This is a genomic window from Sulfitobacter sp. 1A13421 (genome assembly GCF_043557285.1).
GTDB lineage: Bacteria > Pseudomonadota > Alphaproteobacteria > Rhodobacterales > Rhodobacteraceae > Sulfitobacter > Sulfitobacter faviae.
The window spans coordinates 257,330-276,876 of sequence record NZ_JBIFFQ010000004.1 but is presented as its reverse complement, the minus strand read 5'-3'; the positions used below and the strand labels follow the sequence as shown (position 1 = coordinate 276,876).

Sequence of the window (19,547 nt, the reverse complement as noted above, 5' to 3'; positions counted from 1 at the left end):
GTCTTCATGAATGCGCGCTATGGCGGCGGCGCACGCTGTCGGGCCGCCCCGGCAGGCTGAGCCGCGCGTCGTTGCGCGCCTGTTGTGAGATCACGCGGCCCTTGGCCACCACAAAAAGCCGGTCAGGCCGCAGACGCAGCGCTTCGATCGGGTTGCCTGCGTCCAGCACCACCAACGAGGCCGTCGCGCCGACCTTCAGGCCATAGTCCTGCAAACCCAGAATCCGCGCATTCACATTCGTCACCATGTCAAAGCAGCGGCGCATCTCCTCGGGCGAGGTCATCTGCGCCACATGCAGCCCCATAAAGGCCACGTCGAGCATGTCGCCCGTGCCCATGGAATACCACGGGTCCATCACGCAGTCCTGCCCCCAGCCGACGTCGATGCCCATGGCCTGCATCTCTTTCACGCGCGTCAGGCCGCGGCGTTTCGGGAAGCTATCGTGGCGGCCCTGCAGGGTGATGTTAATGAGCGGGTTGGGGATCGCGGCGACCTGTGCTTCGGCCATCAGCGGCAGCAGTTTCGAGACGTAGTAATTGTCCATCGAATGCATCGAGGTAAGGTGCGAGCCAGCCACCCTGCCCTGCAACCCGAGGCGTTGGGTCTCATAAGCCAGCGTCTCGATGTGGCGCGAATGGGGGTCGTCGGTCTCGTCGCAATGCAGGTCGACCATGAGGCCGCGCTCGGCGGCGAGTTCGCAAAGCGCGGTGACGGAGCGCGCGCCGTCGGCCATGGTGCGTTCGAAATGCGGGATCCCGCCCACCACGTCGACGCCCATGTCGAGGGCGCGGATCGTGTTTTCATGGGCCGTGGGGTCGCGGTAGAGCCCGTCTTGCGGGAAGGCGACGAGTTGCAGGTCGATGTAGTCCTTCACCGTCTCGCGCACGTCGAGCAGGGCTTCGACGCCCAGAAGCCGGTCGTCGCAGGTATCGACATGGCTGCGGATCGCCAGAAGGCCCAGCGAGGCGGCCCAATCGCAGTATTCCAGTGCGCGGGCTTTGACCTCGTCCTGGGTCATTACTTCCTTGAGTTCGCCCCAGAGGCCGATGCCTTCGAGAAGTGTGCCCGAGGCGTTGATCCGCGGGGTGCCGTAGCTGAGCGTGGCGTCCATGTGGAAATGCGGGTCGACGAAGGGCGGGCTGACGAGGTCGCCGCTGGCGTCGATGGTGTCGCGGGCCTCGGCGCTGGAGAGGTCTTCGATGGCGGTGATCTTGTCGCCCTTGATGCCGATGTCGGTGCTGCGGCCATCGGGAAGTGTGCCGCCTTTGATGATGAGGTCGAACATGGGTTGGTCCTTGTGACGGGGGCTGTCCGGCCTGCGGTCGGACGGAAGGGTTGAGAGGGAGCGCTGCGTTCAGCGCTCACCCTTGTTGAACGGCACCATCAGCGCCGCTGGCACCTGTGCGCGGCGTGACATCACGACCAACGCGAGGATCGACAGAATATAAGGCGCCATCAGGAAGATCTGATAGGGAATGTCGGCCCCGAGCGGTGTCTGCTGCACCCGGATCTGCAGTGCGTCGAAGGCCGCGAACAGCACCGCGCCCAGAAGCGTCTTGCCCGGTTTCCACGAGCCGAAGACCACCAGCGCGATGCAAATCCAGCCGCGCCCGTTGACCATCTCGAAGAAAAACGAGTTGAAGGCGCTCATGGTCAGGAAGGCCCCGCCCACGGCCATCAGCCCGCTGCCGACCATCACCGCGCCGATGCGGATGGCCGACACGCTCAGCCCCTGCGCCTCGACCGCCGAGGGGTTCTCGCCCGCCGCGCGCAGGGCGAGGCCCATGGGCGTGCGGTAGAGCACCAGCGTCACCACCAGCACCAGCGCGAAGGCCAGATAGGTCAGCGGGGTCTGGTAAAAGAGCGCGGGACCGATCACCGGAATGTCGGACAGAAGCGGGATTTCCAGAGGGCGGAAAGCCTCGATCTTGGGCGGCGAGGTCACCTCGGGCAGCGCCAGACGGTAGCAATAGTAGGTGAGCGAGGTCGCCAAAAGCGTGATGCCGAGGCCGACGACATGCTGGCTGAGGCCGAAAGGCACCGTCAGCACGCCATGCACCAGCCCGAAAGCCATGCCCGAAAGCATCGCCACCGCGACGCCGAACCACAGCCCGCCGCCGAGGTAGACGGTGAGCCAGCCGGCAAAGGCGCCGACGACCATGATGCCCTCGATGCCGAGGTTCAGCACCCCTGCCCGCTCGCAGATCAACTCGCCCAAGGCGGCAAAGATCAGCGGAGAGGCGATGCGGATCGCGGCGGTCCAGAAGCTCGCCTGAAGGAGAATGTCGAAGATATCCATCAGTCGCGCCTCACCCGGAATTTCGTGAGCATGATCGCCAGCACCATCGCCAGCAGCGCCAGCGCCAGCATGATGTCGGCGAGGTATGTCGGCACGCCCGCCGCGCGGCTCATGCTGTCGGCCCCGACGAAGATGCCCGCGACGAAAAGCGCCGCGACCACCACGCCCAAGGGGTTCAGGAGCGCCAGCATGGCGACGATGATTCCAGTGTAGCCGAAGCCGGGCGAGATATCCAAGGTGAGGCTGCCCTTCAGCCCCGCCACCTCGGAAAAGCCCGCAAGCGCGGCGAGGCCACCCGAGAGCAGCGCCGTCTTGATCAGCACTGCGTTCACCGGGATGCCCGCGAAACGCGCGCCGGCGGGGTTCAGCCCCACCGCGCGCATCTCGTAGCCCAGTGTGCTGCGCCGCTGGATAACCCAGACCACCAGCGCCGAGATCAGCGCGAGGCCGAAGCCCCAATGCAGGCGCAACCCCTCGGCGATGCGGGGTAGCCGCGCCTCTCCGATCAGCCGCGCGGATTTGGGCCAGCCGAGGCCCATCGGGTCTTTCAGCGGGCCTTCGAGCAGCATGGAGACCCAGAGCAGCACGACGAAATTCAAGAGCAGCGTGGTTACCACTTCATCAACGCCGAAGCGGGTTTTCAGGAAAGTCGGCACCAGCAGCACCACGGCCCCGGCAAGCATCGCGGCAAGGGCAATTGTCGGCAGCAGCGCGAAGCTAGGCCAAGCCAGCGCGCCGGTGCCCAGCACCACGGTGACCACCGCGCCCATGTAAAGCTGCGCTTCGGCCCCGATGTTCCACAGCTTCGCCCGGAAAGCGACGGCGACGGCGAGGCCGGTAAAGATCAACGGCGTGGCGCGGTTGAGCGTCTCCAGCAGCGCGAATTTCGAGCCGAAAGCGCCTTTGATAATGAGGCCCAGTACCGAGAAGGGCTGCGCGCCTGCAATCATCGCGAGCAGAGAGGCGACAACCACGGTGGCCAGCAGCGCCAGCGCGGGCAGGCCCAGCGAACGGGTCCATGTGGGATTGGCGACGGGTTCAAGCCGCATGGGAGGTCTCCTCGAATCCATCGCCCGCCATCCAGACGCCAAGCTCGGCGGGGGTCAGTGCGCCACGGGCGAAGGGGGGCGAGAGGCGGCCTTCGGAGATGACATGGATCACGTCCGACAGCGCCGTCACCTCGTCGAGGTCTTCGGAAATGAGCAGCACCGCCGCCCCCCGATCGCGGGCTGCGAGCAGTTGTTCGTGCACGTAAGTCAGCGCCCCGATGTCCAGGCCGCGCACGGGCTGGTTGGCCAGCACCACAGCGGGGGTGGTTTCCAACACGCGGCCAAGGATCAGCTTTTGCATGTTGCCGCCCGACAGCAGGCGGATGCGGGTCTCGGGGCCGGGGCAGCGGACGTCGTAGCCTTTGATGATCTTGGTGGCGAAATCGCGCGCGGCGCGCCAGTTCATCCAGCCGTGACGGGAGAAACCGGGGCGCGAGTAAAGCTCGAGCACCGCGTTTTCGGTGAGGTCGAAATCGGCGATGGTGCCGGTCTTGTGGCGGTCTTCGGGGATGCGGGCGATGCCCGCGCCGATGGCGGCATGGGGCGACCAGCCGCGCGGGACGTCGCCCTTGACGTGGAACGTGCCCGAGGCGGGGCGGAGCAGGCCGCCGATGAGGTCCGCGAGGGCGGTTTGGCCGTTGCCTGAGACTCCGGCGAGGCCGGTAATCTGGCCCGCGCGCAACTCAAGGTCGACGTTCTTCAGCCCCGGTGCAGAGCCGATGTCGGGGGTGGAAACGCCTGTGAGCGTGACCAAAGCCTCGCCCGGATCGGCGCGGCGCACGACCGGGGCTGCGACCTCGGAGCCGACCATCATCTGCGCCATCGCGGCGCGGTCGGTCTCGGCTGTTTTGGCCTCGGCGACCAGCTTGCCGTGGCGCAGAACGACGACGCGCGACGAAATCGCCATGACCTCATGCAGTTTGTGGGAAATGAAGATGACCGACAGGCCAAGTGCGACGGCCTTGCGCATGGTGGCGAAGAGGTCTTCGGTCTCTTGTGGGGTCAGAACGGCGGTGGGCTCGTCGAGGATCAGGATGCGGGCCTCGCGGTAGAGGGCTTTGAGGATCTCGACCCGCTGGCGCTCTCCGACGCTGAGGCTGCCGACCTGCGCGTCGGGGTCCACGCGCAGCCCGTAGTCCTCCATCAGCGCCACGATCCGCTGCCGCGCCTGCGCACGGCCAAAGCCGGGGCGCCAGATCGAGCGGGTGCCGAGCACGATGTTTTCGAGCACGGTCATATTGTCGGCCAGCGTGAAATGCTGGTGCACCATGCCCACGCCCGCGGCCAATGCAGCACGCGGATTGCCCGCAGGCAGGCGCTGGCCAAAGACTTCGACAAACCCTTCGTCCGGCGTGTAATGGCCGAACAGGATGTTCATCAGCGTGGTCTTGCCCGCGCCGTTTTCGCCAAGCAGGGCAATGACTTCGCCCTGCCGCAGATCGAAAGAGATCGCGTCATTGGCCGTGAGCTTGCCAAATCGCTTGGTAATGTTGTCGAGGCGCAGGACAACCTGCGCCTCGGGATTTTGATCGGTCATTTAGTTGGACTTCGGCTCTTCGTCGTTGATTTCGACCGTGAAGGACCCGTCGCGGATCGCCTTCTCGCGCTCCTCGATGAGGTCCATCGCCTCCTGCGGGACCTTGCCCTCGAAGGTGCCCAGAGGCGCGAGCGAGGAACCACCCTCGGCCATGAAGGAATAGCGGCCGTAGTCGTCGGCCTTGAACTCGCCCGCCTTGACCGCGGCGATGGCGGCATCGAGCGTCGGCTCGAAATGCCACAGGGCGGAAGCAACCACCGTCTCGGGGTATTCGGCTTGCGTATCGATCACGTTGCCGATGGCCAGAACGCCCTTCTCCTGCGCCGCGTCCGAGACGCCGAAGCGCTCGGCATAGAGCACGTCCGCCCCCTGCTCGACCATGGCAAAGGCGGTTTCCTTGGCCTTGGGCGGATCGAACCACGAGCCGATGAAGCTCACCTGGAACTTGATATCGGGGTTCATTTCCTGCGCACCGGCCATGAAGGCGTGCATCAGGCGGTTCACTTCCGGGATCGGGAAGCCGCCGACCATGCCGATGTTGCCGCTCTCGGTCATGGCGCCCGCGACGATGCCCGACAGATACGCGGCATCCTGAATATAGTTATCGAAGACCGCGAAATTCGGCAGCGCCTCGTCCTGCTTGAAGCTGGAGCCCATGAGGAAAGCGACCTCGGGGTAATCGGCGGCGACTTCGCGCGCCTCCGCCTCGGCGCCGAAGACCTCGCCCACAATCAACTGGTTGCCGGCCTCGGCATATTCGCGCAGCACGCGGGCATAATCGGTGTTGGAGACATTCTCGGTGAAGGTATATTCAATGTCGCCACGTTCCTGCGCCGCTTCGGCGGCTTTGTGGATGCGGCTAACCCATTGTTGCTCCACGGGGACGGTGTAGACACCCGCCACCTTGATCGGCTCAGCGGCCAGCGCGCCCTGCGGCAAAAGGCTGGCCCCGGCCAGCATGGCTGCCGTGCCCAATAGGAAGCGGCGTGTGAAATTGCGTTGTGTCATTTTTATCCCCCGTTGCTTAGGTATTTTACCGTTTGATAAAATATTTTACCTGTCAAGCTTCTCCTGACCCTAGGTCAGCCCAAGCTTTTCCGAATACGCGCGTGGTGCTGATTAATGTGGCAGTCAGCAAGCGAAGCGGTAAATAGGGTCGACCCCAAGGATCGGATTCTACGATGAGCCATGTATTGCACCGTAACCTGCGCGCCACGCAACCTGTGATCGTACGCGGGGAAGGAAATTTCCTTATTGATGACAAAGGGAAGCGCTATCTGGACGCCTGTGGCGGTGCGGCTGTATCAAGCCTTGGGCATGACAATGCCGCCGTGCGCGCCGCCGTCGCCGCGCAGATGGACAAGCTTGCCTTTGCCCATACCGGCCTTTTCACCAACGCCCCGGCAGAGGCGCTGTCCGACCATCTGATCGCCCGCGCGCCTGAGGGTACGGGCGAAGGCCGGGTCATGTATCTGGGCAGCGGGTCGGAGGCGATGGAGGCGGCGCTGAAGCTCGCGCGGCAGTATCATTTGGAGCGCGGCGACACGGGCCGTGCCAAGATCATCGCGCGCAAGCCCAGCTATCATGGCAATACGCTCGGCGCGCTGGCGGTGGGCGGCCATGCCGGACGGCGGGCGCCATTTGCGCCGATGCTGATGGAGGTGGAACATATCGACGCCGCTTATGCCTACCGTCTCCAACGCGAGTGCGAGAGCGAGGCGGATTTCGCGCGGCGACTGGCGGATCAGTTGGACGCGCGGATCGTCGAGTTGGGGCCGGAGACGGTTGCCGCCTTCGTGGCAGAGCCTGTGGTAGGAGCCTCGCTCGGCTCTCAGCCAGCGCCCGCGGGATATTTCAAACATGTGCGTGAGATTTGTGATCGGCATGGCGTGCTGCTCATCGCTGACGAGGTGATGTGCGGCATGGGGCGGACGGGCAGCCTTTTCGCGTTGGAGCAGGAAGGGATCTGCGCCGACATCACCACCATGGCCAAGGGCCTCGGCGCGGGCTACCAGCCGATCGCGGCGGTGATGGCGCGCGAAAGCGTGATTGACGCGATCATGGCGGGCAGCGGCAATCTGTGGAACGGGCACACCTATATGTCCCACGCGGTGGCCACGGCGGGCGCCTTGGCCGTTTTGCAAGAGGTCGAGAGCCGTGATCTGCTAAGCGCGGTGCGCATACGGGGGCAGCAGTTGGAAACCGCGCTGCGCGACCGCTTCGGCGAGCATCCCCATGTCGGTGACATCCGCGGGCGCGGGCTGTTTTGGTCCATCGAACTGGTGGCCGAGCGCGACAGCAAGACGCCCTTCGACGTCAGCCGCAACCTTGCGGGCAAGATCCAGCGCGCGGCGATGGAGGCGGGGATGATCTGCTACCCCTCGCAGGGCTGCGCCAATGGCACGGCGGGGGATCACGTTCTGCTGGCCCCGGCCTTCACCTCCCCGCCCGAGGAAATCGAGATGACGGTCGAGATCCTCGGCACGGCGGTCGACGGGGTGATCGCGGAGGGCTGAGCCCTCCGCCTGCCCCGTTACCGGCCTTTGATCTGGATCGAGAAGTTGCGCCGCGCCCCGGCGGGTGGGCGCGGGAAAGGGGCGGCCTTGCGGATGATGCCAAGCGCCGCCTGATCCAGCGCCGCCGACCCGGAACTGCGGGCCACGCGGACCCCTGCCAACTGCCCGCCGCCACCGATGGAAAAGGCGATTACGGCTGTGCCGCGGGAGCGGACGCGCGGCTTGCCGACGCGGGCGATGCGGCTCATCACCTTGCCGGGATAGTTGCTGGCCGCCGCATTGCCCGCAGGCGCTGCGGCCCGCTGACGGGTGCCGGATTGCGCGGCGTTGCCCGCGCGGCTGGCGGTCTGCGCGCCCTTGGTGTTGTTGCGCTTCGCATTGCCGCGCGTGGTCTGTTTGGGCTTGGGTTTCGGCTGTGGCTTGGGTTTGGCCTTCTTGGCGGCTTCGGCGGCGCGTTCGGGGTCGCGGCGCTGCGGGCGCTGCGACAGGCGCGGCGCGTCATCCTCGGCCTCAGCGGTGAGGGTTTCGACCGGCGGCACCGGGGCGGCAGCCGTGATCGTTGGCGTGACCTCAGTCGTCTCGGGCGGGGTTTCGACCGGGGTCAAGGCGGGCAAGACCGGCGTCTCTGTCGGCGCGGCGGCGGGCGGGGCCACGGGCATCGGCTCGGCCTCAACCGCCTGCACCGGCTCTGCGACGGGCGCAGGCGTGGGGGGGAGCGTGGGCTCCGGCGCGGGGGTCGGCGGCAGCGCCTCTGCGGTCTCCAGCGGTTCGGGTTCGGGGGTTGGGGTGATCTCTTCCACCGGTTCGGCATCCAATGTGCCGACCGCCATATCCTCAAACCGCGTGCCAAGCTGGGCCGCGGCGGGCGCGCCGCCGCCTGCGATCTTGGCGCTGTCGTCGATCTGGGCGAGTTGCGACACGCCCACGACGAGGCTGGCAGCGACGCCGATGGAAAGTGTTTTGACGAGACCGGAACGGGGGATCATTGCAGCGCCCTTTCGGTGACAAGCATGACGCGCGCGGCCCCTGCCCCGCGCAGTTCGCGGGTCAGTTCGACAAGGCGGCGGGCGGGCAGCGCGCGGTCGGGGAGGAGCCGCACGGTGTCGCGCTCTTCTTCGGGCAGCGCGTCGATGAAATCGACCACGCTGGCGCGGTCTTGGCCTGCGTAGGTCATGCGGCCATCGGCATGGACCACCAGCGCATTGGGCGGGGCGCGGCCCTCAAGCTCGCGGGTTTCGACGAGGTTGAGATCGGAATCGAGCGGCTGCGACAGGGTGCCTGCGACCATGAAGAAGACCAGCATCAGAAAGACGATGTTGATCAGCGCGATGGTCGGTTCGCGTTGCGGCTTGGCCTTGGCGATGGGTCGCATGGTCAGCCCTCCAGAACCGAGACGCTGAGCCCCGGCAGGGCGCGCAGCGCGATGAGCAGATCGGCCAGCGCCTGCGCCTCGACCTCGGCCCCGAGCGAGACCAGAAGCGGCGTGCCCTCCTCAGCCTCGGCCAAGGGGCTGGCGGTCAGCGCGTCGAGCGTCAGCGCATCGCCATTAAGGCGCAGCCCTTCGGTGGTCAGTTGCAGGAAATAGGGTTTCGCCCCCGTCTCGGCCCCTGCCCCGGATGTCGCTGCGGCCAATTCGATCTCGGCAAATTTTGAGAAGGTCGAGGTCAGCATGAAGAACAACAACAGCAGAAAGATCACGTCGATCAGGGAGGTCATGGAGAGGCGGTTGCGCCGCCGGCGTGGCCTAGCCATGGGCTGGCCGGGGCGCGGCGGCGGCAAAGGGGGTGGCGGCGGGCGCAGCGGCGGGGGCCGCGTTCTGGCCGGGATGCAGCACGGTGAGGATCGCCTTGTCGGCGATGACGCGCTCGTTCTCCATGCGTTGCTCAAGCCAGCTGAGCACCAGCGCGGTCGGCATGGCCACGACAAGCCCCACGGCAGTGGTCAGAAGCGCCACCCAGATGCCACCGGCGAGGATCGACGGGTCCACCTGAGAGCCCGCATCCTGCAAGGCGCGGAAGGCTTCGATCATGCCCAGAACCGTGCCGAAGAGACCCAAGAGCGGGGCAAGCTGCGCCACGGAATCGAGCAGGCGGAAGCCGCGCTCTAGCTTGGCAAAACGCATCTCGGCCTCGGCCTGCAAGCGCGAAGCACCGGCCTCGGGCGCGGACATGGCCAATTCGATCACCGGGGCGAGGTAGCTTTTCGACCGGCCCAGCGCCGCGCGGGCGGCGGCGCCATCGCCGCGCTCCCATGCGTTGACCGCTTCGGACAGCGCGCGGTGGCGGCCCACGGCGGCGGCGCGGAACTGCCATGTCTTATAAAGCGCGACCGCAAGGGTCAGCACGGCCACGGCCATCAGGATCACCACCACCGGGCCACCGGTTTCGGCAATGCCCCGCAGCGGGGTCAGCAGCGCGTCAAGTTGATCCATCAGCCCAGCACCTCGATCTCGGTCCGGGTCGCCGGGGCCAGCGCGCTTTCGCAGGTTCCCGCCTCGATCCCCGCGCCGTCACAGCTTTGCGCGCCGTTAAAGAGGATGCGGCCAAGGTTCTCGCAGGTGGTCTGCGGCACCACGAATTGGCGCACGCGCGGGCGGCCAACGGGCAGTTCGCCGAAATCGAAGAGCGTTAGCCGGTTCACGGTGCCTTCGCGGTCGAACAGCACCGTTTCATAGACCGCCTTGTCGAGCGGGGCGGAAAGCTCGTTGGTGATGAGGAAGGTCAGCTTGCAATTGGCCTCCGTGGTGTCGGCGGCGTTCAGTTCGACCTTGAGCGCGGGCGAGGCGCTGGCCGGGGTCGCGGCGGGCGTCTCGGCGGGCGTCTCGGCGGCGGCGCCTTGGGCGATGGTCAGGGACAGGGCCGCGAGGAACGCGGAACGAAAATGCGGCATGGGGGTGGCTCCCGATGAGTTTGTCTTTGATCACGGCGCAGGTCTGGGGCGCCTGCCACAGCGGGGCAGAATCGTCGCAGCACCTCTTGCGCCAAGCGGAATTTCTGCCAGCTGCCTAGCAAAACCGGGCGGCGGTGACAATCCTGACTTTAATACTCGGATTATATCTGCGTAGCGCGGCCCGTTCCGCCAAGCGGGGAACAGTTGCGCCGGGCTGGGGTTGGGTCGCTGAAACCACCACGCGCGGGCGGCCGCATCCGCGCAGAGAAGGAGGCCAGAATGACCGACGCTAGCCAAAAGATCGCGACCATCGACCCTGCCCATAACGTGGCCCTGTTCACGCCGGACGCAAAAGCGCTGGAGCAGGCGGCCTCGGCCGGGATGAAAACGTTGGTGAACTTCCGTGCCTCGGATGAGAAAGGCGGCCTCTCCCCCGATGCAGAGCGGCTGGTGGCCGAGAAACTGGGGTTGAACTACCTGCACCACCCGGTCACGCCGGACAGCCTCGGCCCCGAAACGGTGGATGAATTCCGCAAATCACTAGACGACCTGCCCCAGCCGGTGTTTCTGCACTGCGCGTCGGGCAAACGTGCAGCGGCGATGACCTTGATGGCGCTCGCGGCGGATAAGGGCTGGGACGGTGATACGGCCTTGCAGGAGGGCAAGGCCCGGGGCATCGACCTGACCGAAGAGAAGATCGGCCAGTTGGTCAAATCCTACGCGGATAGCAAAGCGTGAGCGAGGCGCCCGGTTTTGCCGGGCGTTTTACTTTTGCGCGCAGTAGAGGCCGTGCAGCGTTTCCAGAACGGCCACGGCCTCCTGACCCTTGACGCGGTAAAAGATCGTCTGCCCCGCCCGGCGGCTGTCGACCAGACCGGCATCTTTCAACTTTTTCAACTGCTGCGACATGGTGGATTGCGACAGACCGCAGGCCTGCGCCAAATCCCCGACCGAGCGTTCCCCCCCGATCAGACGGCACAGGATCTGCAACCGCGCCTCCGATGCAAGCATCGTCATGAGCGCCGCAGCCCCGGCGATATCGCCATCCAGAAAGTCGTCCGTGTTTTTCATATTAGCATCATTGAATATTATGAGAGCGTAATATATACTGGTTTCCAGTCTGACACAAGCCAGCCGCTTGGCGGGCCGTAAGGAGTTGAGAGATGGAAACCGAATTCACACCATGGCTGTCGCTGGGCGGCGGCGCGATGATCGGGGCCTCGGCGGTGCTGTTGATGGCCACGAACGGCCGCATCGCGGGGATCAGCGGGCTGACATCTCGACTTTTCGCCCGCGACAGCGACGGCGAAGCGCGGGGTGTGTCGTTTTTCTTCGTGTTGGGGCTTTTGCTGGCCGCCCCGCTCTGGTTGCTCGTGTCGGGCGGGTGGCCGCAGCAATGGGTGCCTTCGAACCCCGTCCTGATGGCCGTGGCCGGGCTGCTCGTCGGCTTTGGCGCGACCTATGGCAATGGCTGCACCTCGGGCCACGGCGTCTGCGGGATCAGCCGTGGCTCGGCGCGGTCGATCGTGGCGACGGTGACCTTCATGGCGACGGCATTCGTCACCGTCTTTGTCATGCGCCATGTGATCGGAGGGTGACATGAAACAGTTCTTCGCCCTGCTCTCCGGCCTTTTGTTCGGCATTGGCTTGATCGTTTCCGGCATGGCCGTCCCGGCCAAAGTGCTGAACTTCCTCGATGTTTTTGGCATATGGGACCCCAGCCTTGCCTTTGTCATGGGCGGCGCCATCGCGGTGACGGCACCGGGGTTCGCATGGCTGTTCCGCAGCCGTCAGACCCCCTTTTTCGACCATAAATTCCGCCTGCCCACCCGCAACGATCTTGAGCCGAAACTGCTGACCGGCGCCGCGATTTTCGGCATCGGTTGGGGCTTGGGCGGCTTTTGCCCCGGCCCGGCATTGACCGCCCTGCCCATCGCGGCCAGCGGCACTTTGATCTTTGTCCCCTTCATGCTGGGCGGCATGTGGGTCGCCCGGCACAGCCCTGATTTGACCTCACTAACTAAGAAAGGACCAGCCAGATGAGCGACCCTCTCAATTCACCCGTCGTGCGCCACTCCCCTTCGAACGGCGCAGGCAGCCCCGATGTCTGGGGCATCTATGAGCCTGACACCGGCTCGATCCAGTACATCTGTGCCGATCCGGCGACAAAGAAGGCCGCGTTGATCGACGTGGTGTGGAACTTCAACCCGAAGAACTACAAATTCACCACCGAAAGCATGGATCAGGTGCTTGATCTGGTGAAAGAAAACGGCCTTACCGTGGAATGGGTGTTGGATACCCACCCCCATGCGGATCACGTCATGGCCTCGGCCCAGTTGAAAGAGCGCACGAGCGCGCCCAATGCCATCGGCGCACTGGTGCCCGAGATCGCCAAGATTTGGGCCGATCTTTACAACATGCCCGATGCCTTTGACCCGGACCGCGATTTTGATCACCTGTTTCAGGAGGGCGAGACCTTCAAGATTGGCGAGCTTGACGCCAAGGTGATGCTCTCGCCCGGGCATACGCTGGGCTCGATCTCCTACGTCTGCGGCGATGCGGCCTTCGTGCATGACACGCTGATGCAGCCCGACGCGGGCACCTCGCGGTCGGATTTCCCCGGCGGCACGACCGAGGAGCTGTGGGACTCGATCCAAGACATCCTCGCCCTGCCCGGCGACACGCGGCTTTACATCGGCCATGACTACGGCACCGATAACCGTGACGAGCCGCGGTGGGAGGCCACGGTGGACGAGCACCGCGCCCATAACATCCACGTCAAGGATGGCACCAAGCGCGATGATTATATCGAGCGCCGCCAGAAACGCGACGCGACCCTGTCGCTGCCCAACCGCATCCTCGCGGCATTGCAGATCAACCTGCGCGGCGGGCGGCTGCCCCCGGCGGAGGATGACGGCCATCACTACCTGAAACTGCCCGTGAACCGTTTCGACTGAGCCAACCGGGTGGCCCCTTGGGCCCCCCCTTTCTAACGGATCGCCGCCCATGCCTTTCCCTTCGCTTTCGCGCTACCTGCCAATCCTCGACTGGGGGCGGCGCTACGACCGCGGCCAATTCACCGGGGATATGATCGCGGCGGTGATCGTCACGATCATGCTGATCCCACAATCGCTGGCCTATGCGCTTTTGGCAGGCATGCCGCCCGAGGCTGGCATCTATGCCTCCATCGCGCCCATCGTGCTCTACGCCATCTTCGGGACCAGCCGGGCGCTGGCGGTGGGGCCGGTGGCCGTGGTCTCGCTGATGACGGCGGCGGCGGTGGGCGAGATCGCGCAAAGCGGCACGGCAGGCTATGTCACGGCGGCGCTGACGCTGGCCTTTCTGTCGGGCGCGATGCTGCTGGCGCTTGGACTGTTTCGGCTGGGGTTTCTGGCAAATTTCCTGTCTCATCCGGTGATTGCAGGCTTCATCACCGCCTCCGGCATCCTGATCGCCGCCAGCCAGCTGCGGCACATTCTGGGGATCGAGGCCGAGGGCCATACCCTGCCGCAGATTCTCTCCAGCCTCTGGGCGCATCTGGGGGAGGTCAATGTCATCACCCTCGGCTTGGGCTTGGCCGCCACGGCCTTCCTGTTCTGGGTGCGCGGCGGGCTGAAACCGCTGCTGCGGCGCATGGGGCTGGGGCCGCGTATGGCAGATATCGGGGCCAAGACCGGGCCGGTGCTGGCGATTGTGGCGACGACGCTGGCGGTCTGGGGCTTCGATCTGGGCGCGCGGGGCGTTTCAATCGTGGGCCAAGTGCCGCAGAGCCTGCCGCCGCTCACCCTGCCCTCCTTCTCCCCCGACCTGCTGTCGCAACTCTTCGTCCCGGCGCTGCTGATCTCGGTCATCGGCTTTGTCGAGAGCATCAGCGTGGCGCAGACCTTGGCCGCAAAGAAACGCCAGCGGATAGACCCGGATCAGGAGCTGATCGGTCTCGGCAGCGCCAACCTTGGCGCGGCCTTTACCGGGGGCTTTCCGGTCACCGGGGGGTTCTCGCGCTCGGTGGTGAACTTCGACGCGGGCGCCGAGACCCCCGCCGCCGGGGCTTTCACTGCCGCCGGACTGGCGCTGGCGGCGCTGTTCCTGACGCCGCTCATCCACTACCTTCCCAAGGCCACGCTGGCCGCCACGATCATCGTCGCGGTGCTGAGCCTCGTCGACTTCTCGATCCTGAAACGCGCATGGGCCTTCAGCCACGCCGATTTCGCCGCCGTCAGCGTGACGATCCTGCTGACGCTGATTTTTGGCGTCGAGGCCGGGGTGAGCGCGGGCGTCGTGACCTCGATACTCGTTCATCTCTACAAGACCTCGCGCCCGCATATGGCCGTGGTGGGCCGGGTGCCGGGGACAGAGCATTTCCGCAACGTGCTGCGCCACGAGGTCGAGACCCAGCCCCATGTGCTGAGCCTTCGGGTCGACGAGAGCCTCTATTTCCCCAACGCGCGGTTTCTTGAGGATCAACTGGCCCAATATGCCGCCGACAAGCCGGATCTGACGGATGTGGTGCTGATGTTCCCGGCGGTGAATGAGATTGACCTCTCGGCGCTGGAGTCGCTCGAGGCGATCAATACCCGGCTGAAGGACGCCGATATCCGCCTGCACCTGAGCGAGGTGAAAGGCCCGGTGATGGACCGGCTGAAGCGCAGTCATTTCCTTGACGAGTTGACCGGGGAGGTCTTTCTCAGCCAGCATGAGGCGGCCTGTGCGCTGGCCAAACATCCCCGGTGACGCCGCCGAGAAAAATTCCGGGAACCGCGCCGCCCGGTGCGCGTTTGCCTGCCATGAACAAGACATTTGCCCGCGCCGCCGCCCTCTCCGCCAGTATTTTCGCCACCACTGCCAGCGCCGAAGAGGTCGGCAAGGTGGATGTGGATTGGCTGGGCAATGACATCATCGTCGAAGCCGTGGCCGACCCCAAGGTGAAGGGCGTGACCTGCCATCTGGCCTTTTTCGAACGCGGGCTAATCGACCGGCTGCAAAAGGGCAACTGGTTCGAAGACCCGTCGAACTCTTCGATCTCCTGCCGTCAGACTGGCCCGATTGAGATCGGTGACATTGACCGTGGCGACGAAGGCGAAAACGTCTTTAGCGAACGCCGCTCGATCATCTTCAAGACCTTGAAGGTGAAGCGTATTTTCGACGAAGCAAACAACACACTGATCTACATCAGCCACAGCCAGCGGGTGCAAGACGGCTCGGCCAAAACATCGATGTCGACGGTGCCCCTGTACCAGCCCGGTCAGTAGCCGAAAGCCAAAGATCGCTTAGGCAAAGCCTTGCCATTAGGGCGATCCCGCCTTGTCGGGCGACCTGCCTGCGATATGCTGCGCAAAAGGCAACAACGCAGCGACAGGCAGGTTTTATGAGACATTCACGCAGAACATTCGCATTCGGGCTTGCCGCATTGGGGCTGACCTCGGCCTGTTCGACCGGGGGCGGCACGCTGGGCCCCGCGGCGGCGGCGGGGGTGCCGGACGATCTGCGCCCGGTGCCCAACGCGGGCTATGACGCATGGGTCGCGGCCTTTAAAAGCCGCGCCTCGGCACAGGGGATTTCGGCCAGCACCTTGGCCCAAGGGTTTCGCGGCGCGGGCTATCTGCCCGGCGTGGTCAAACGCGACCGCAATCAGACGGAATTCAGCCGCAGCTTGGAAGATTACCTGTCAATCGCCGCCTCGGACGAGCGGGTGTCGAAGGGGCGCGCGGCCTTTGCCCGCCACCGCAGCACATTGAACGCGATTGAGAGCCGCTACGGCGTCGCGGCAGAGATCGTCGCGGCGGTCTGGGGGCTGGAGAGCTTCTTTGGCGAACGGCGTGGCAATGTGCCGGTGGTATCGGCCACCTCAACGCTTGCCTATGACGGGCGGCGTGGGGCGTTCTTTGAAAAGCAGCTGATCGCGGCGCTGAAGATCCTGCAAAACGGTGACATCACCGCCGACCGGCTGACCGGGTCTTGGGCCGGGGCCATGGGGCATACGCAGTTTATTCCCACTTCCTATCAAGCCTTCGCGGTGGATTTCACCGGCGACGGGCGGCGCGACATTTGGTCGGAAGACCCCAGCGATGCGCTGGCCTCGACCGCCGCATATCTGTCGCGCAACGGCTGGACGCGGGGGCTGAAATGGGGCGGTGAGTTGGGCAGTCTCCCCGCCAGCGCGGGGTCGGTGATCCAGCCGCAAGCGGGCGGGCCGCAGTTCGTGGTGACCAGCAACTTCCGCGCGTTGAAACGCTACAACAACTCCGACAGCTATGCGATTGGCGTGGGCCATCTGGCGGATCGCATCGCGGGCGGCGGGCCGCTGCGCGGCAGCTTCCCGCCCGATGCCAATGGGCTGACCAAGGACGACCGCATCGCGTTGCAGCAACGGCTGACCGCGCGGGGGTTCGATACCGATGGCGCGGATGGGGTGATCGGGCCGAACAGCCGCAAGGCGATCAGCGCCTATCAGGCCAGCGTCGGCCTGCCCGCGACGGGTGAGCCTTCGGTCGAGTTGCTGCGCCGGTTGCAGTAGGCGACGTAGGTCGGCCTTTCCCACCCTCCACGCTGGGGGTGGCGGCGAGGCAATCGGGGCGAGATTTTTTATACCACGAAGGGCAGCGCCGCCCCAGGGGGGCGGGTCGGCGCTGCCCGGCCTGTAGCCGGGCGACCCTAGAAGTTCAATCTGCAGTAAGGCTCAGCCCGGGCTGATCCCGGCACGGTCGAGCATCCCCGCCACCTCCGCGAAAGAGGATTGCGGCGGGGTGTGTTCGGCCTTGCGCTGGCTGAGAAACGCCTCACACGGCCCGGCAAAGGCGATGGCGCGGTCAAGCTCGGGGTTGCTGCCCGCACGGTAGGCCCCGATGCGGATCAATTCCTCCATATCCGCATGAGCCGCCAGCGCCTTATGGGCGGCGGTGAGCAGCGTATATTCCACATCACTGTGGCAATCCGGCAACGTTCGAGAGACGCTCGCCAGCAGGTCAATCGCCGGGTAGCGGCCCTTTTCGGCGATCTTGCGGTCAAGCACGATATGCCCGTCGGTGATCCCGCGCACGGCATCGGCGATGGGGTCGTTCATGTCGTCGCCATCGACCAAAACGGTGAAAATCGCGGTGATATCCCCCTTGCCCACCGGCCCCGGCCCGGCGCGTTCCAGCATCTGCGGAAGCTCCGAGAAAACCGTCGGCGGATAGCCCTTGGCGGTGGGCGGTTCGCGCGAGGCGAGGCCGATTTCGCGCTGCGCCATGGCGAAGCGGGTGACGCTGTCCATCAAGAGCAACACATGCTGGCCCTGATCGCGGAAATGCTCGGCCACAGCCATGGCGGTCCAAGCGGCTTGGCGGCGGGTGAGCGGCGGCTCGTCCCCGGTGGCGACGACGAGAACCGCCTTCTCCATCCCCTCGGGGCCGAGGTCGGAGGCGATGAAATCCTGCACCTCGCGTCCGCGTTCGCCGACCAGCGCCATAACCACCACGTCACAGTCCGTATAGCGTGCCAGCATGGCCATGAGCGTCGATTTCCCGACGCCGGAGCCTGCGAAAATGCCCAAGCGCTGGCCCTGACAAAGCGGGGTGAAAACATCCAGCGCGCGGACATGGGTCGCCAGTTTCGGCCCGATGCGCTTGCGGTCGAAAGCGCCCGGCGGGGCGGCGCGCAGCGGGCGGGGGTCGTTGCCCTCGGGCAGATGCCCCTTCCCGTCGAGCGGGGTCGCCGAGGCGCTGATCACCCGGCCCTTCCAGCTTTCATCGGGGCGGATCACATCGCGGCCAATCGCGACCTCGACCCGGTCGCCCGCCGCCACCCCGCGCCATGAGCCGAAGGGGAGCAATTCAGTGCCGTGACTGCCCAGCCCCACCACCTCGGCATGGACCGGCCCGTCGGAGCCATGCACGATGCAGCGCTCGCCGATGCCCAAGACCCGCTCCAGCCCCACGGCGGTCAGCGTGATGCCGGTGATCGCGCGCACTTCGCCGGTGATCTCGGCCTCGCCTGCCTCGCGGGCGAAACTGGTCAGCTCGGAAAAGAGTGTCTGCATGGATAAATTTCCTCTAGGAGCGCGGGGCAATATTTACTATACAAGGATTAAACAGGCTATAGGCAAAAAAATGAACTTGTCTAATCTTTCTATTCTTGGACTCGCGTCGGACCGGATGCAGTGGCTCTCGGCCCGGCAGAAGGTCGTGTCTGAAAACGTCGCCAATGCCTCGACCCCGAACTACAAGGCGCGCGATGTATCGTCCTTTGAATCGATGCTCAGTGGCGAGTTGTCGCGCGATACCGGGCTGGTGACCACCCATGACAAACACTTCACCGGCGTCGCCCATGGCACGCCCGGCGTGCGCGAAGTGACGGATGGCCACGCCAAGGGCACCACTTTGGATGGCAATACCGTGAACCTTGAAGAACAGGCCGTGAAGGCCGCCGAGATCGGCGATCACTACAGGTTGGCCGCACAGCTTTACCGCAAAAGCTACGACATGCTGACCATGGCCGTCACCGGAAACAGGTAAGGAAAGCCCATGGATCCGCTTCAGTCCATCGCCAAAATCGCCGCCAGCGGGATGACCGCGCAGACCGCGCGTTTGCGGGTGATCTCGGAAAACGTGGCCAATGCCGATTCAACGGGCACCACGCCGGGCGCCGATCCGTTTCGCCGCAAGACCATCAGTTTCTCAGAGTTGATTGACCGCAATGGCGGCGGCTCTTTGGTGGAGGTCGACCGTATCGGGCGCGACCAATCCCCCTTTCGCCGCGATTATGACCCGGCCCATCCGGCGGCGGATGAAACCGGCTATGTCAAACGCCCCAATGTCGATCCGATCATCGAGATGGCCAACATGCGCGAAGCCTCGCGCAACTATGAGGCCAATATGAACATGTTCGAGTCGGGCCGCCGGATGCGCGGCCAGATGCTCGACCTGCTGAAGTGAGGCTGACCTGAGATGAGCGATCCCGCCTCCCTGATCTCGACCGCCGCGGTTCGCGGTGCCTATCGCACCTCGCAATCTCTGACGGCGCAAAAGGGCGAAGCCATCGCCGAAGAGGCAGGCGCCAGCGCCAATAGTTTCACCAATATGGTGCAGCAAGCCTCGGAAAGCGCGCTGGAAACGGTGCGTGAGGGCGAAGCCGTAGCCCAAGCCGGGCTGCGCGGTGAGGCGGATACCCAGCAGGTGGTCGAAGCCATGCTGGCGATGGAATCCACCGTCAAAGTGGCCGTCTCTGTGCGCGACCGCTTTGTCGAAGCCTATCAGGAAATTCTGCGGATGCCGATCTAG

The 19,547-nt window shown here is 65.1% G+C and carries 23 protein-coding genes; 11 read left to right on the top strand and 12 right to left on the bottom strand.

The genetic code is table 11. The features are described from left to right. Positions 1–4: 4 nt before the first annotated feature. The 5 genes from ACGYLI_RS10290 to ACGYLI_RS10270 all read right to left on the bottom strand — a co-directional run bounded on the left by ACGYLI_RS10290 (position 5) and on the right by ACGYLI_RS10270 (position 5,893). Complete coding sequence (locus ACGYLI_RS10290) at positions 5–1,285, bottom strand: amidohydrolase family protein (protein WP_394419124.1); 1,281 nt, start codon at positions 1,283–1,285, stop codon at positions 5–7. A 69-nt stretch (positions 1,286–1,354) separates the two neighbouring features. Next, positions 1,355–2,299 carry an ABC transporter permease gene (locus ACGYLI_RS10285; RefSeq protein WP_394419123.1) on the bottom strand — a complete coding sequence of 315 codons (945 nt, stop codon included), beginning with the start codon at positions 2,297–2,299 and terminating at the stop codon, positions 1,355–1,357. Further along, positions 2,299–3,348, bottom strand: coding sequence for an ABC transporter permease (locus tag ACGYLI_RS10280; RefSeq protein WP_394419122.1), 1,050 nt, complete (start codon positions 3,346–3,348; stop codon positions 2,299–2,301). The genes ACGYLI_RS10285 and ACGYLI_RS10280 overlap by 1 nt, the downstream gene beginning before the upstream one ends. Beyond that, positions 3,338–4,885: an ABC transporter ATP-binding protein gene (locus tag ACGYLI_RS10275; RefSeq protein ID WP_394419121.1), complete on the bottom strand. Its 1,548-nt coding sequence runs from the start codon at positions 4,883–4,885 to the stop codon at positions 3,338–3,340. Before ACGYLI_RS10275 ends, ACGYLI_RS10280 begins: the two co-directional genes overlap by 11 nt. Further along, positions 4,886–5,893: a BMP family protein gene (locus ACGYLI_RS10270; protein WP_394419120.1), complete on the bottom strand. Its 1,008-nt coding sequence runs from the start codon at positions 5,891–5,893 to the stop codon at positions 4,886–4,888. It lies immediately after the preceding gene. Positions 5,894–6,066: 173 nt separating this feature from the next. Between ACGYLI_RS10270 and ACGYLI_RS10265 the strand changes: the two genes are divergently transcribed. After that, positions 6,067–7,401 (top strand): aspartate aminotransferase family protein, encoded by a 1,335-nt coding sequence (locus tag ACGYLI_RS10265; RefSeq protein WP_394419119.1) that lies wholly within the window; start codon positions 6,067–6,069, stop codon positions 7,399–7,401. 17 nt (positions 7,402–7,418) lie between these two features. Here the strand turns inward: ACGYLI_RS10265 and ACGYLI_RS10260 are convergent, their stop codons facing one another. From ACGYLI_RS10260 to ACGYLI_RS10240, 5 genes are read right to left on the bottom strand one after another with little or no spacing between them, the layout of a single operon-like run. Further along, positions 7,419–8,387 carry a TonB family protein gene (locus tag ACGYLI_RS10260; protein ID WP_394419118.1) on the bottom strand — a complete coding sequence of 323 codons (969 nt, stop codon included), beginning with the start codon at positions 8,385–8,387 and terminating at the stop codon, positions 7,419–7,421. Next, on the bottom strand, positions 8,384–8,773 hold the full coding sequence (locus tag ACGYLI_RS10255; RefSeq protein ID WP_209217482.1) for a biopolymer transporter ExbD: 390 nt from the start codon (positions 8,771–8,773) through the stop codon (positions 8,384–8,386). The genes ACGYLI_RS10260 and ACGYLI_RS10255 overlap by 4 nt, the downstream gene beginning before the upstream one ends. A 2-nt stretch (positions 8,774–8,775) precedes the next feature. Beyond that, entirely contained in the window at positions 8,776–9,153 is a 378-nt protein-coding gene (locus ACGYLI_RS10250; protein WP_394413674.1) for a biopolymer transporter ExbD, read from the bottom strand. Next, complete coding sequence (locus ACGYLI_RS10245) at positions 9,146–9,832, bottom strand: MotA/TolQ/ExbB proton channel family protein (RefSeq protein ID WP_322329195.1); 687 nt, start codon at positions 9,830–9,832, stop codon at positions 9,146–9,148. The genes ACGYLI_RS10250 and ACGYLI_RS10245 overlap by 8 nt, the downstream gene beginning before the upstream one ends. After that, positions 9,832–10,290 (bottom strand): hypothetical protein, encoded by a 459-nt coding sequence (locus ACGYLI_RS10240; RefSeq protein ID WP_394419117.1) that lies wholly within the window; start codon positions 10,288–10,290, stop codon positions 9,832–9,834. Before ACGYLI_RS10240 ends, ACGYLI_RS10245 begins: the two co-directional genes overlap by 1 nt. A gap of 279 nt (positions 10,291–10,569) precedes the next feature. On the opposite strand from ACGYLI_RS10240, the gene ACGYLI_RS10235 reads away from it, so the two are divergent. Continuing rightward, positions 10,570–11,028 (top strand): beta-lactamase hydrolase domain-containing protein, encoded by a 459-nt coding sequence (locus tag ACGYLI_RS10235; protein ID WP_394419116.1) that lies wholly within the window; start codon positions 10,570–10,572, stop codon positions 11,026–11,028. Positions 11,029–11,055: 27 nt separating this feature from the next. Here ACGYLI_RS10235 and ACGYLI_RS10230 read toward each other — a convergent pair whose 3' ends face one another. Further along, positions 11,056–11,361: a metalloregulator ArsR/SmtB family transcription factor gene (locus tag ACGYLI_RS10230; protein ID WP_067261016.1), complete on the bottom strand. Its 306-nt coding sequence runs from the start codon at positions 11,359–11,361 to the stop codon at positions 11,056–11,058. A 92-nt stretch (positions 11,362–11,453) separates the two neighbouring features. Between ACGYLI_RS10230 and ACGYLI_RS10225 the strand changes: the two genes are divergently transcribed. From ACGYLI_RS10225 to ACGYLI_RS10200, 6 genes are all read left to right on the top strand, one after another. Beyond that, positions 11,454–11,888 (top strand): YeeE/YedE family protein, encoded by a 435-nt coding sequence (locus tag ACGYLI_RS10225; protein ID WP_271692019.1) that lies wholly within the window; start codon positions 11,454–11,456, stop codon positions 11,886–11,888. A gap of 1 nt (position 11,889) precedes the next feature. After that, entirely contained in the window at positions 11,890–12,333 is a 444-nt protein-coding gene (locus ACGYLI_RS10220) for a DUF6691 family protein (protein WP_394419115.1), read from the top strand. Then, positions 12,330–13,247 (top strand): MBL fold metallo-hydrolase, encoded by a 918-nt coding sequence (locus ACGYLI_RS10215; protein WP_394419114.1) that lies wholly within the window; start codon positions 12,330–12,332, stop codon positions 13,245–13,247. The genes ACGYLI_RS10220 and ACGYLI_RS10215 overlap by 4 nt, the downstream gene beginning before the upstream one ends. A gap of 49 nt (positions 13,248–13,296) precedes the next feature. Further along, on the top strand, positions 13,297–15,021 hold the full coding sequence (locus ACGYLI_RS10210) for a SulP family inorganic anion transporter (protein ID WP_394419113.1): 1,725 nt from the start codon (positions 13,297–13,299) through the stop codon (positions 15,019–15,021). Between the two features lie 53 nt (positions 15,022–15,074). Further along, the gene (locus ACGYLI_RS10205) at positions 15,075–15,539 is read left to right on the top strand and encodes a CreA family protein (RefSeq protein WP_394413652.1); all 465 of its coding nucleotides are present in this window, start codon (positions 15,075–15,077) and stop codon (positions 15,537–15,539) included. 116 nt (positions 15,540–15,655) lie between these two features. Beyond that, complete coding sequence (locus ACGYLI_RS10200; RefSeq protein ID WP_271692024.1) at positions 15,656–16,804, top strand: lytic murein transglycosylase; 1,149 nt, start codon at positions 15,656–15,658, stop codon at positions 16,802–16,804. Positions 16,805–16,966: 162 nt separating this feature from the next. On the opposite strand, the gene ACGYLI_RS10195 is transcribed toward ACGYLI_RS10200, so the two are convergent. Next, positions 16,967–18,307 carry a FliI/YscN family ATPase gene (locus ACGYLI_RS10195; RefSeq protein WP_209217492.1) on the bottom strand — a complete coding sequence of 447 codons (1,341 nt, stop codon included), beginning with the start codon at positions 18,305–18,307 and terminating at the stop codon, positions 16,967–16,969. A gap of 70 nt (positions 18,308–18,377) precedes the next feature. On the opposite strand from ACGYLI_RS10195, the gene flgB reads away from it, so the two are divergent. Genes flgB through ACGYLI_RS10180 form a run of 3 tightly spaced genes read left to right on the top strand, consistent with a single transcriptional unit; the run spans position 18,378 to position 19,547 of the window. Beyond that, positions 18,378–18,782: a flagellar basal body rod protein FlgB gene (gene flgB, locus ACGYLI_RS10190; protein WP_067261029.1), complete on the top strand. Its 405-nt coding sequence runs from the start codon at positions 18,378–18,380 to the stop codon at positions 18,780–18,782. 9 nt (positions 18,783–18,791) lie between these two features. Next, positions 18,792–19,202: a flagellar basal body rod protein FlgC gene (gene flgC / locus ACGYLI_RS10185; protein ID WP_067261031.1), complete on the top strand. Its 411-nt coding sequence runs from the start codon at positions 18,792–18,794 to the stop codon at positions 19,200–19,202. Between the two features lie 12 nt (positions 19,203–19,214). Further along, positions 19,215–19,547, top strand: coding sequence for a flagellar hook-basal body complex protein FliE (locus tag ACGYLI_RS10180; RefSeq protein ID WP_067261033.1), 333 nt, complete (start codon positions 19,215–19,217; stop codon positions 19,545–19,547).

What these genes read in the sequence shown, in the direction of transcription:
- ACGYLI_RS10235 (WP_394419116.1), top strand. Translation starts at nt 10,570, where the DNA reads ATGACCGACGCTAGCCAAAAGATCGCGACCATCGACCCTGCCCATAAC.
- flgB (WP_067261029.1), top strand. Translation starts at nt 18,378, where the DNA reads ATGAACTTGTCTAATCTTTCTATTCTTGGACTCGCGTCGGACCGGATG.
- ACGYLI_RS10205 (WP_394413652.1), top strand. Translation starts at nt 15,075, where the DNA reads ATGAACAAGACATTTGCCCGCGCCGCCGCCCTCTCCGCCAGTATTTTC.
- ACGYLI_RS10275 (WP_394419121.1), bottom strand. Translation starts at nt 4,885, where the DNA reads ATGACCGATCAAAATCCCGAGGCGCAGGTTGTCCTGCGCCTCGACAAC.
- ACGYLI_RS10240 (WP_394419117.1), bottom strand. Translation starts at nt 10,290, where the DNA reads ATGCCGCATTTTCGTTCCGCGTTCCTCGCGGCCCTGTCCCTGACCATC.
- ACGYLI_RS10195 (WP_209217492.1), bottom strand. Translation starts at nt 18,307, where the DNA reads ATGCAGACACTCTTTTCCGAGCTGACCAGTTTCGCCCGCGAGGCAGGC.
- ACGYLI_RS10230 (WP_067261016.1), bottom strand. Translation starts at nt 11,361, where the DNA reads ATGAAAAACACGGACGACTTTCTGGATGGCGATATCGCCGGGGCTGCG.
- ACGYLI_RS10260 (WP_394419118.1), bottom strand. Translation starts at nt 8,387, where the DNA reads ATGATCCCCCGTTCCGGTCTCGTCAAAACACTTTCCATCGGCGTCGCT.
- ACGYLI_RS10215 (WP_394419114.1), top strand. Translation starts at nt 12,330, where the DNA reads ATGAGCGACCCTCTCAATTCACCCGTCGTGCGCCACTCCCCTTCGAAC.
- ACGYLI_RS10285 (WP_394419123.1), bottom strand. Translation starts at nt 2,299, where the DNA reads ATGGATATCTTCGACATTCTCCTTCAGGCGAGCTTCTGGACCGCCGCG.
- ACGYLI_RS10280 (WP_394419122.1), bottom strand. Translation starts at nt 3,348, where the DNA reads ATGCGGCTTGAACCCGTCGCCAATCCCACATGGACCCGTTCGCTGGGC.
- ACGYLI_RS10250 (WP_394413674.1), bottom strand. Translation starts at nt 9,153, where the DNA reads ATGGCTAGGCCACGCCGGCGGCGCAACCGCCTCTCCATGACCTCCCTG.
- ACGYLI_RS10290 (WP_394419124.1), bottom strand. Translation starts at nt 1,285, where the DNA reads ATGTTCGACCTCATCATCAAAGGCGGCACACTTCCCGATGGCCGCAGC.
- ACGYLI_RS10210 (WP_394419113.1), top strand. Translation starts at nt 13,297, where the DNA reads ATGCCTTTCCCTTCGCTTTCGCGCTACCTGCCAATCCTCGACTGGGGG.
- ACGYLI_RS10245 (WP_322329195.1), bottom strand. Translation starts at nt 9,832, where the DNA reads ATGGATCAACTTGACGCGCTGCTGACCCCGCTGCGGGGCATTGCCGAA.
- ACGYLI_RS10225 (WP_271692019.1), top strand. Translation starts at nt 11,454, where the DNA reads ATGGAAACCGAATTCACACCATGGCTGTCGCTGGGCGGCGGCGCGATG.
- ACGYLI_RS10180 (WP_067261033.1), top strand. Translation starts at nt 19,215, where the DNA reads ATGAGCGATCCCGCCTCCCTGATCTCGACCGCCGCGGTTCGCGGTGCC.
- ACGYLI_RS10265 (WP_394419119.1), top strand. Translation starts at nt 6,067, where the DNA reads ATGAGCCATGTATTGCACCGTAACCTGCGCGCCACGCAACCTGTGATC.
- ACGYLI_RS10200 (WP_271692024.1), top strand. Translation starts at nt 15,656, where the DNA reads ATGAGACATTCACGCAGAACATTCGCATTCGGGCTTGCCGCATTGGGG.
- ACGYLI_RS10220 (WP_394419115.1), top strand. Translation starts at nt 11,890, where the DNA reads ATGAAACAGTTCTTCGCCCTGCTCTCCGGCCTTTTGTTCGGCATTGGC.
- flgC (WP_067261031.1), top strand. Translation starts at nt 18,792, where the DNA reads ATGGATCCGCTTCAGTCCATCGCCAAAATCGCCGCCAGCGGGATGACC.
- ACGYLI_RS10270 (WP_394419120.1), bottom strand. Translation starts at nt 5,893, where the DNA reads ATGACACAACGCAATTTCACACGCCGCTTCCTATTGGGCACGGCAGCC.
- ACGYLI_RS10255 (WP_209217482.1), bottom strand. Translation starts at nt 8,773, where the DNA reads ATGCGACCCATCGCCAAGGCCAAGCCGCAACGCGAACCGACCATCGCG.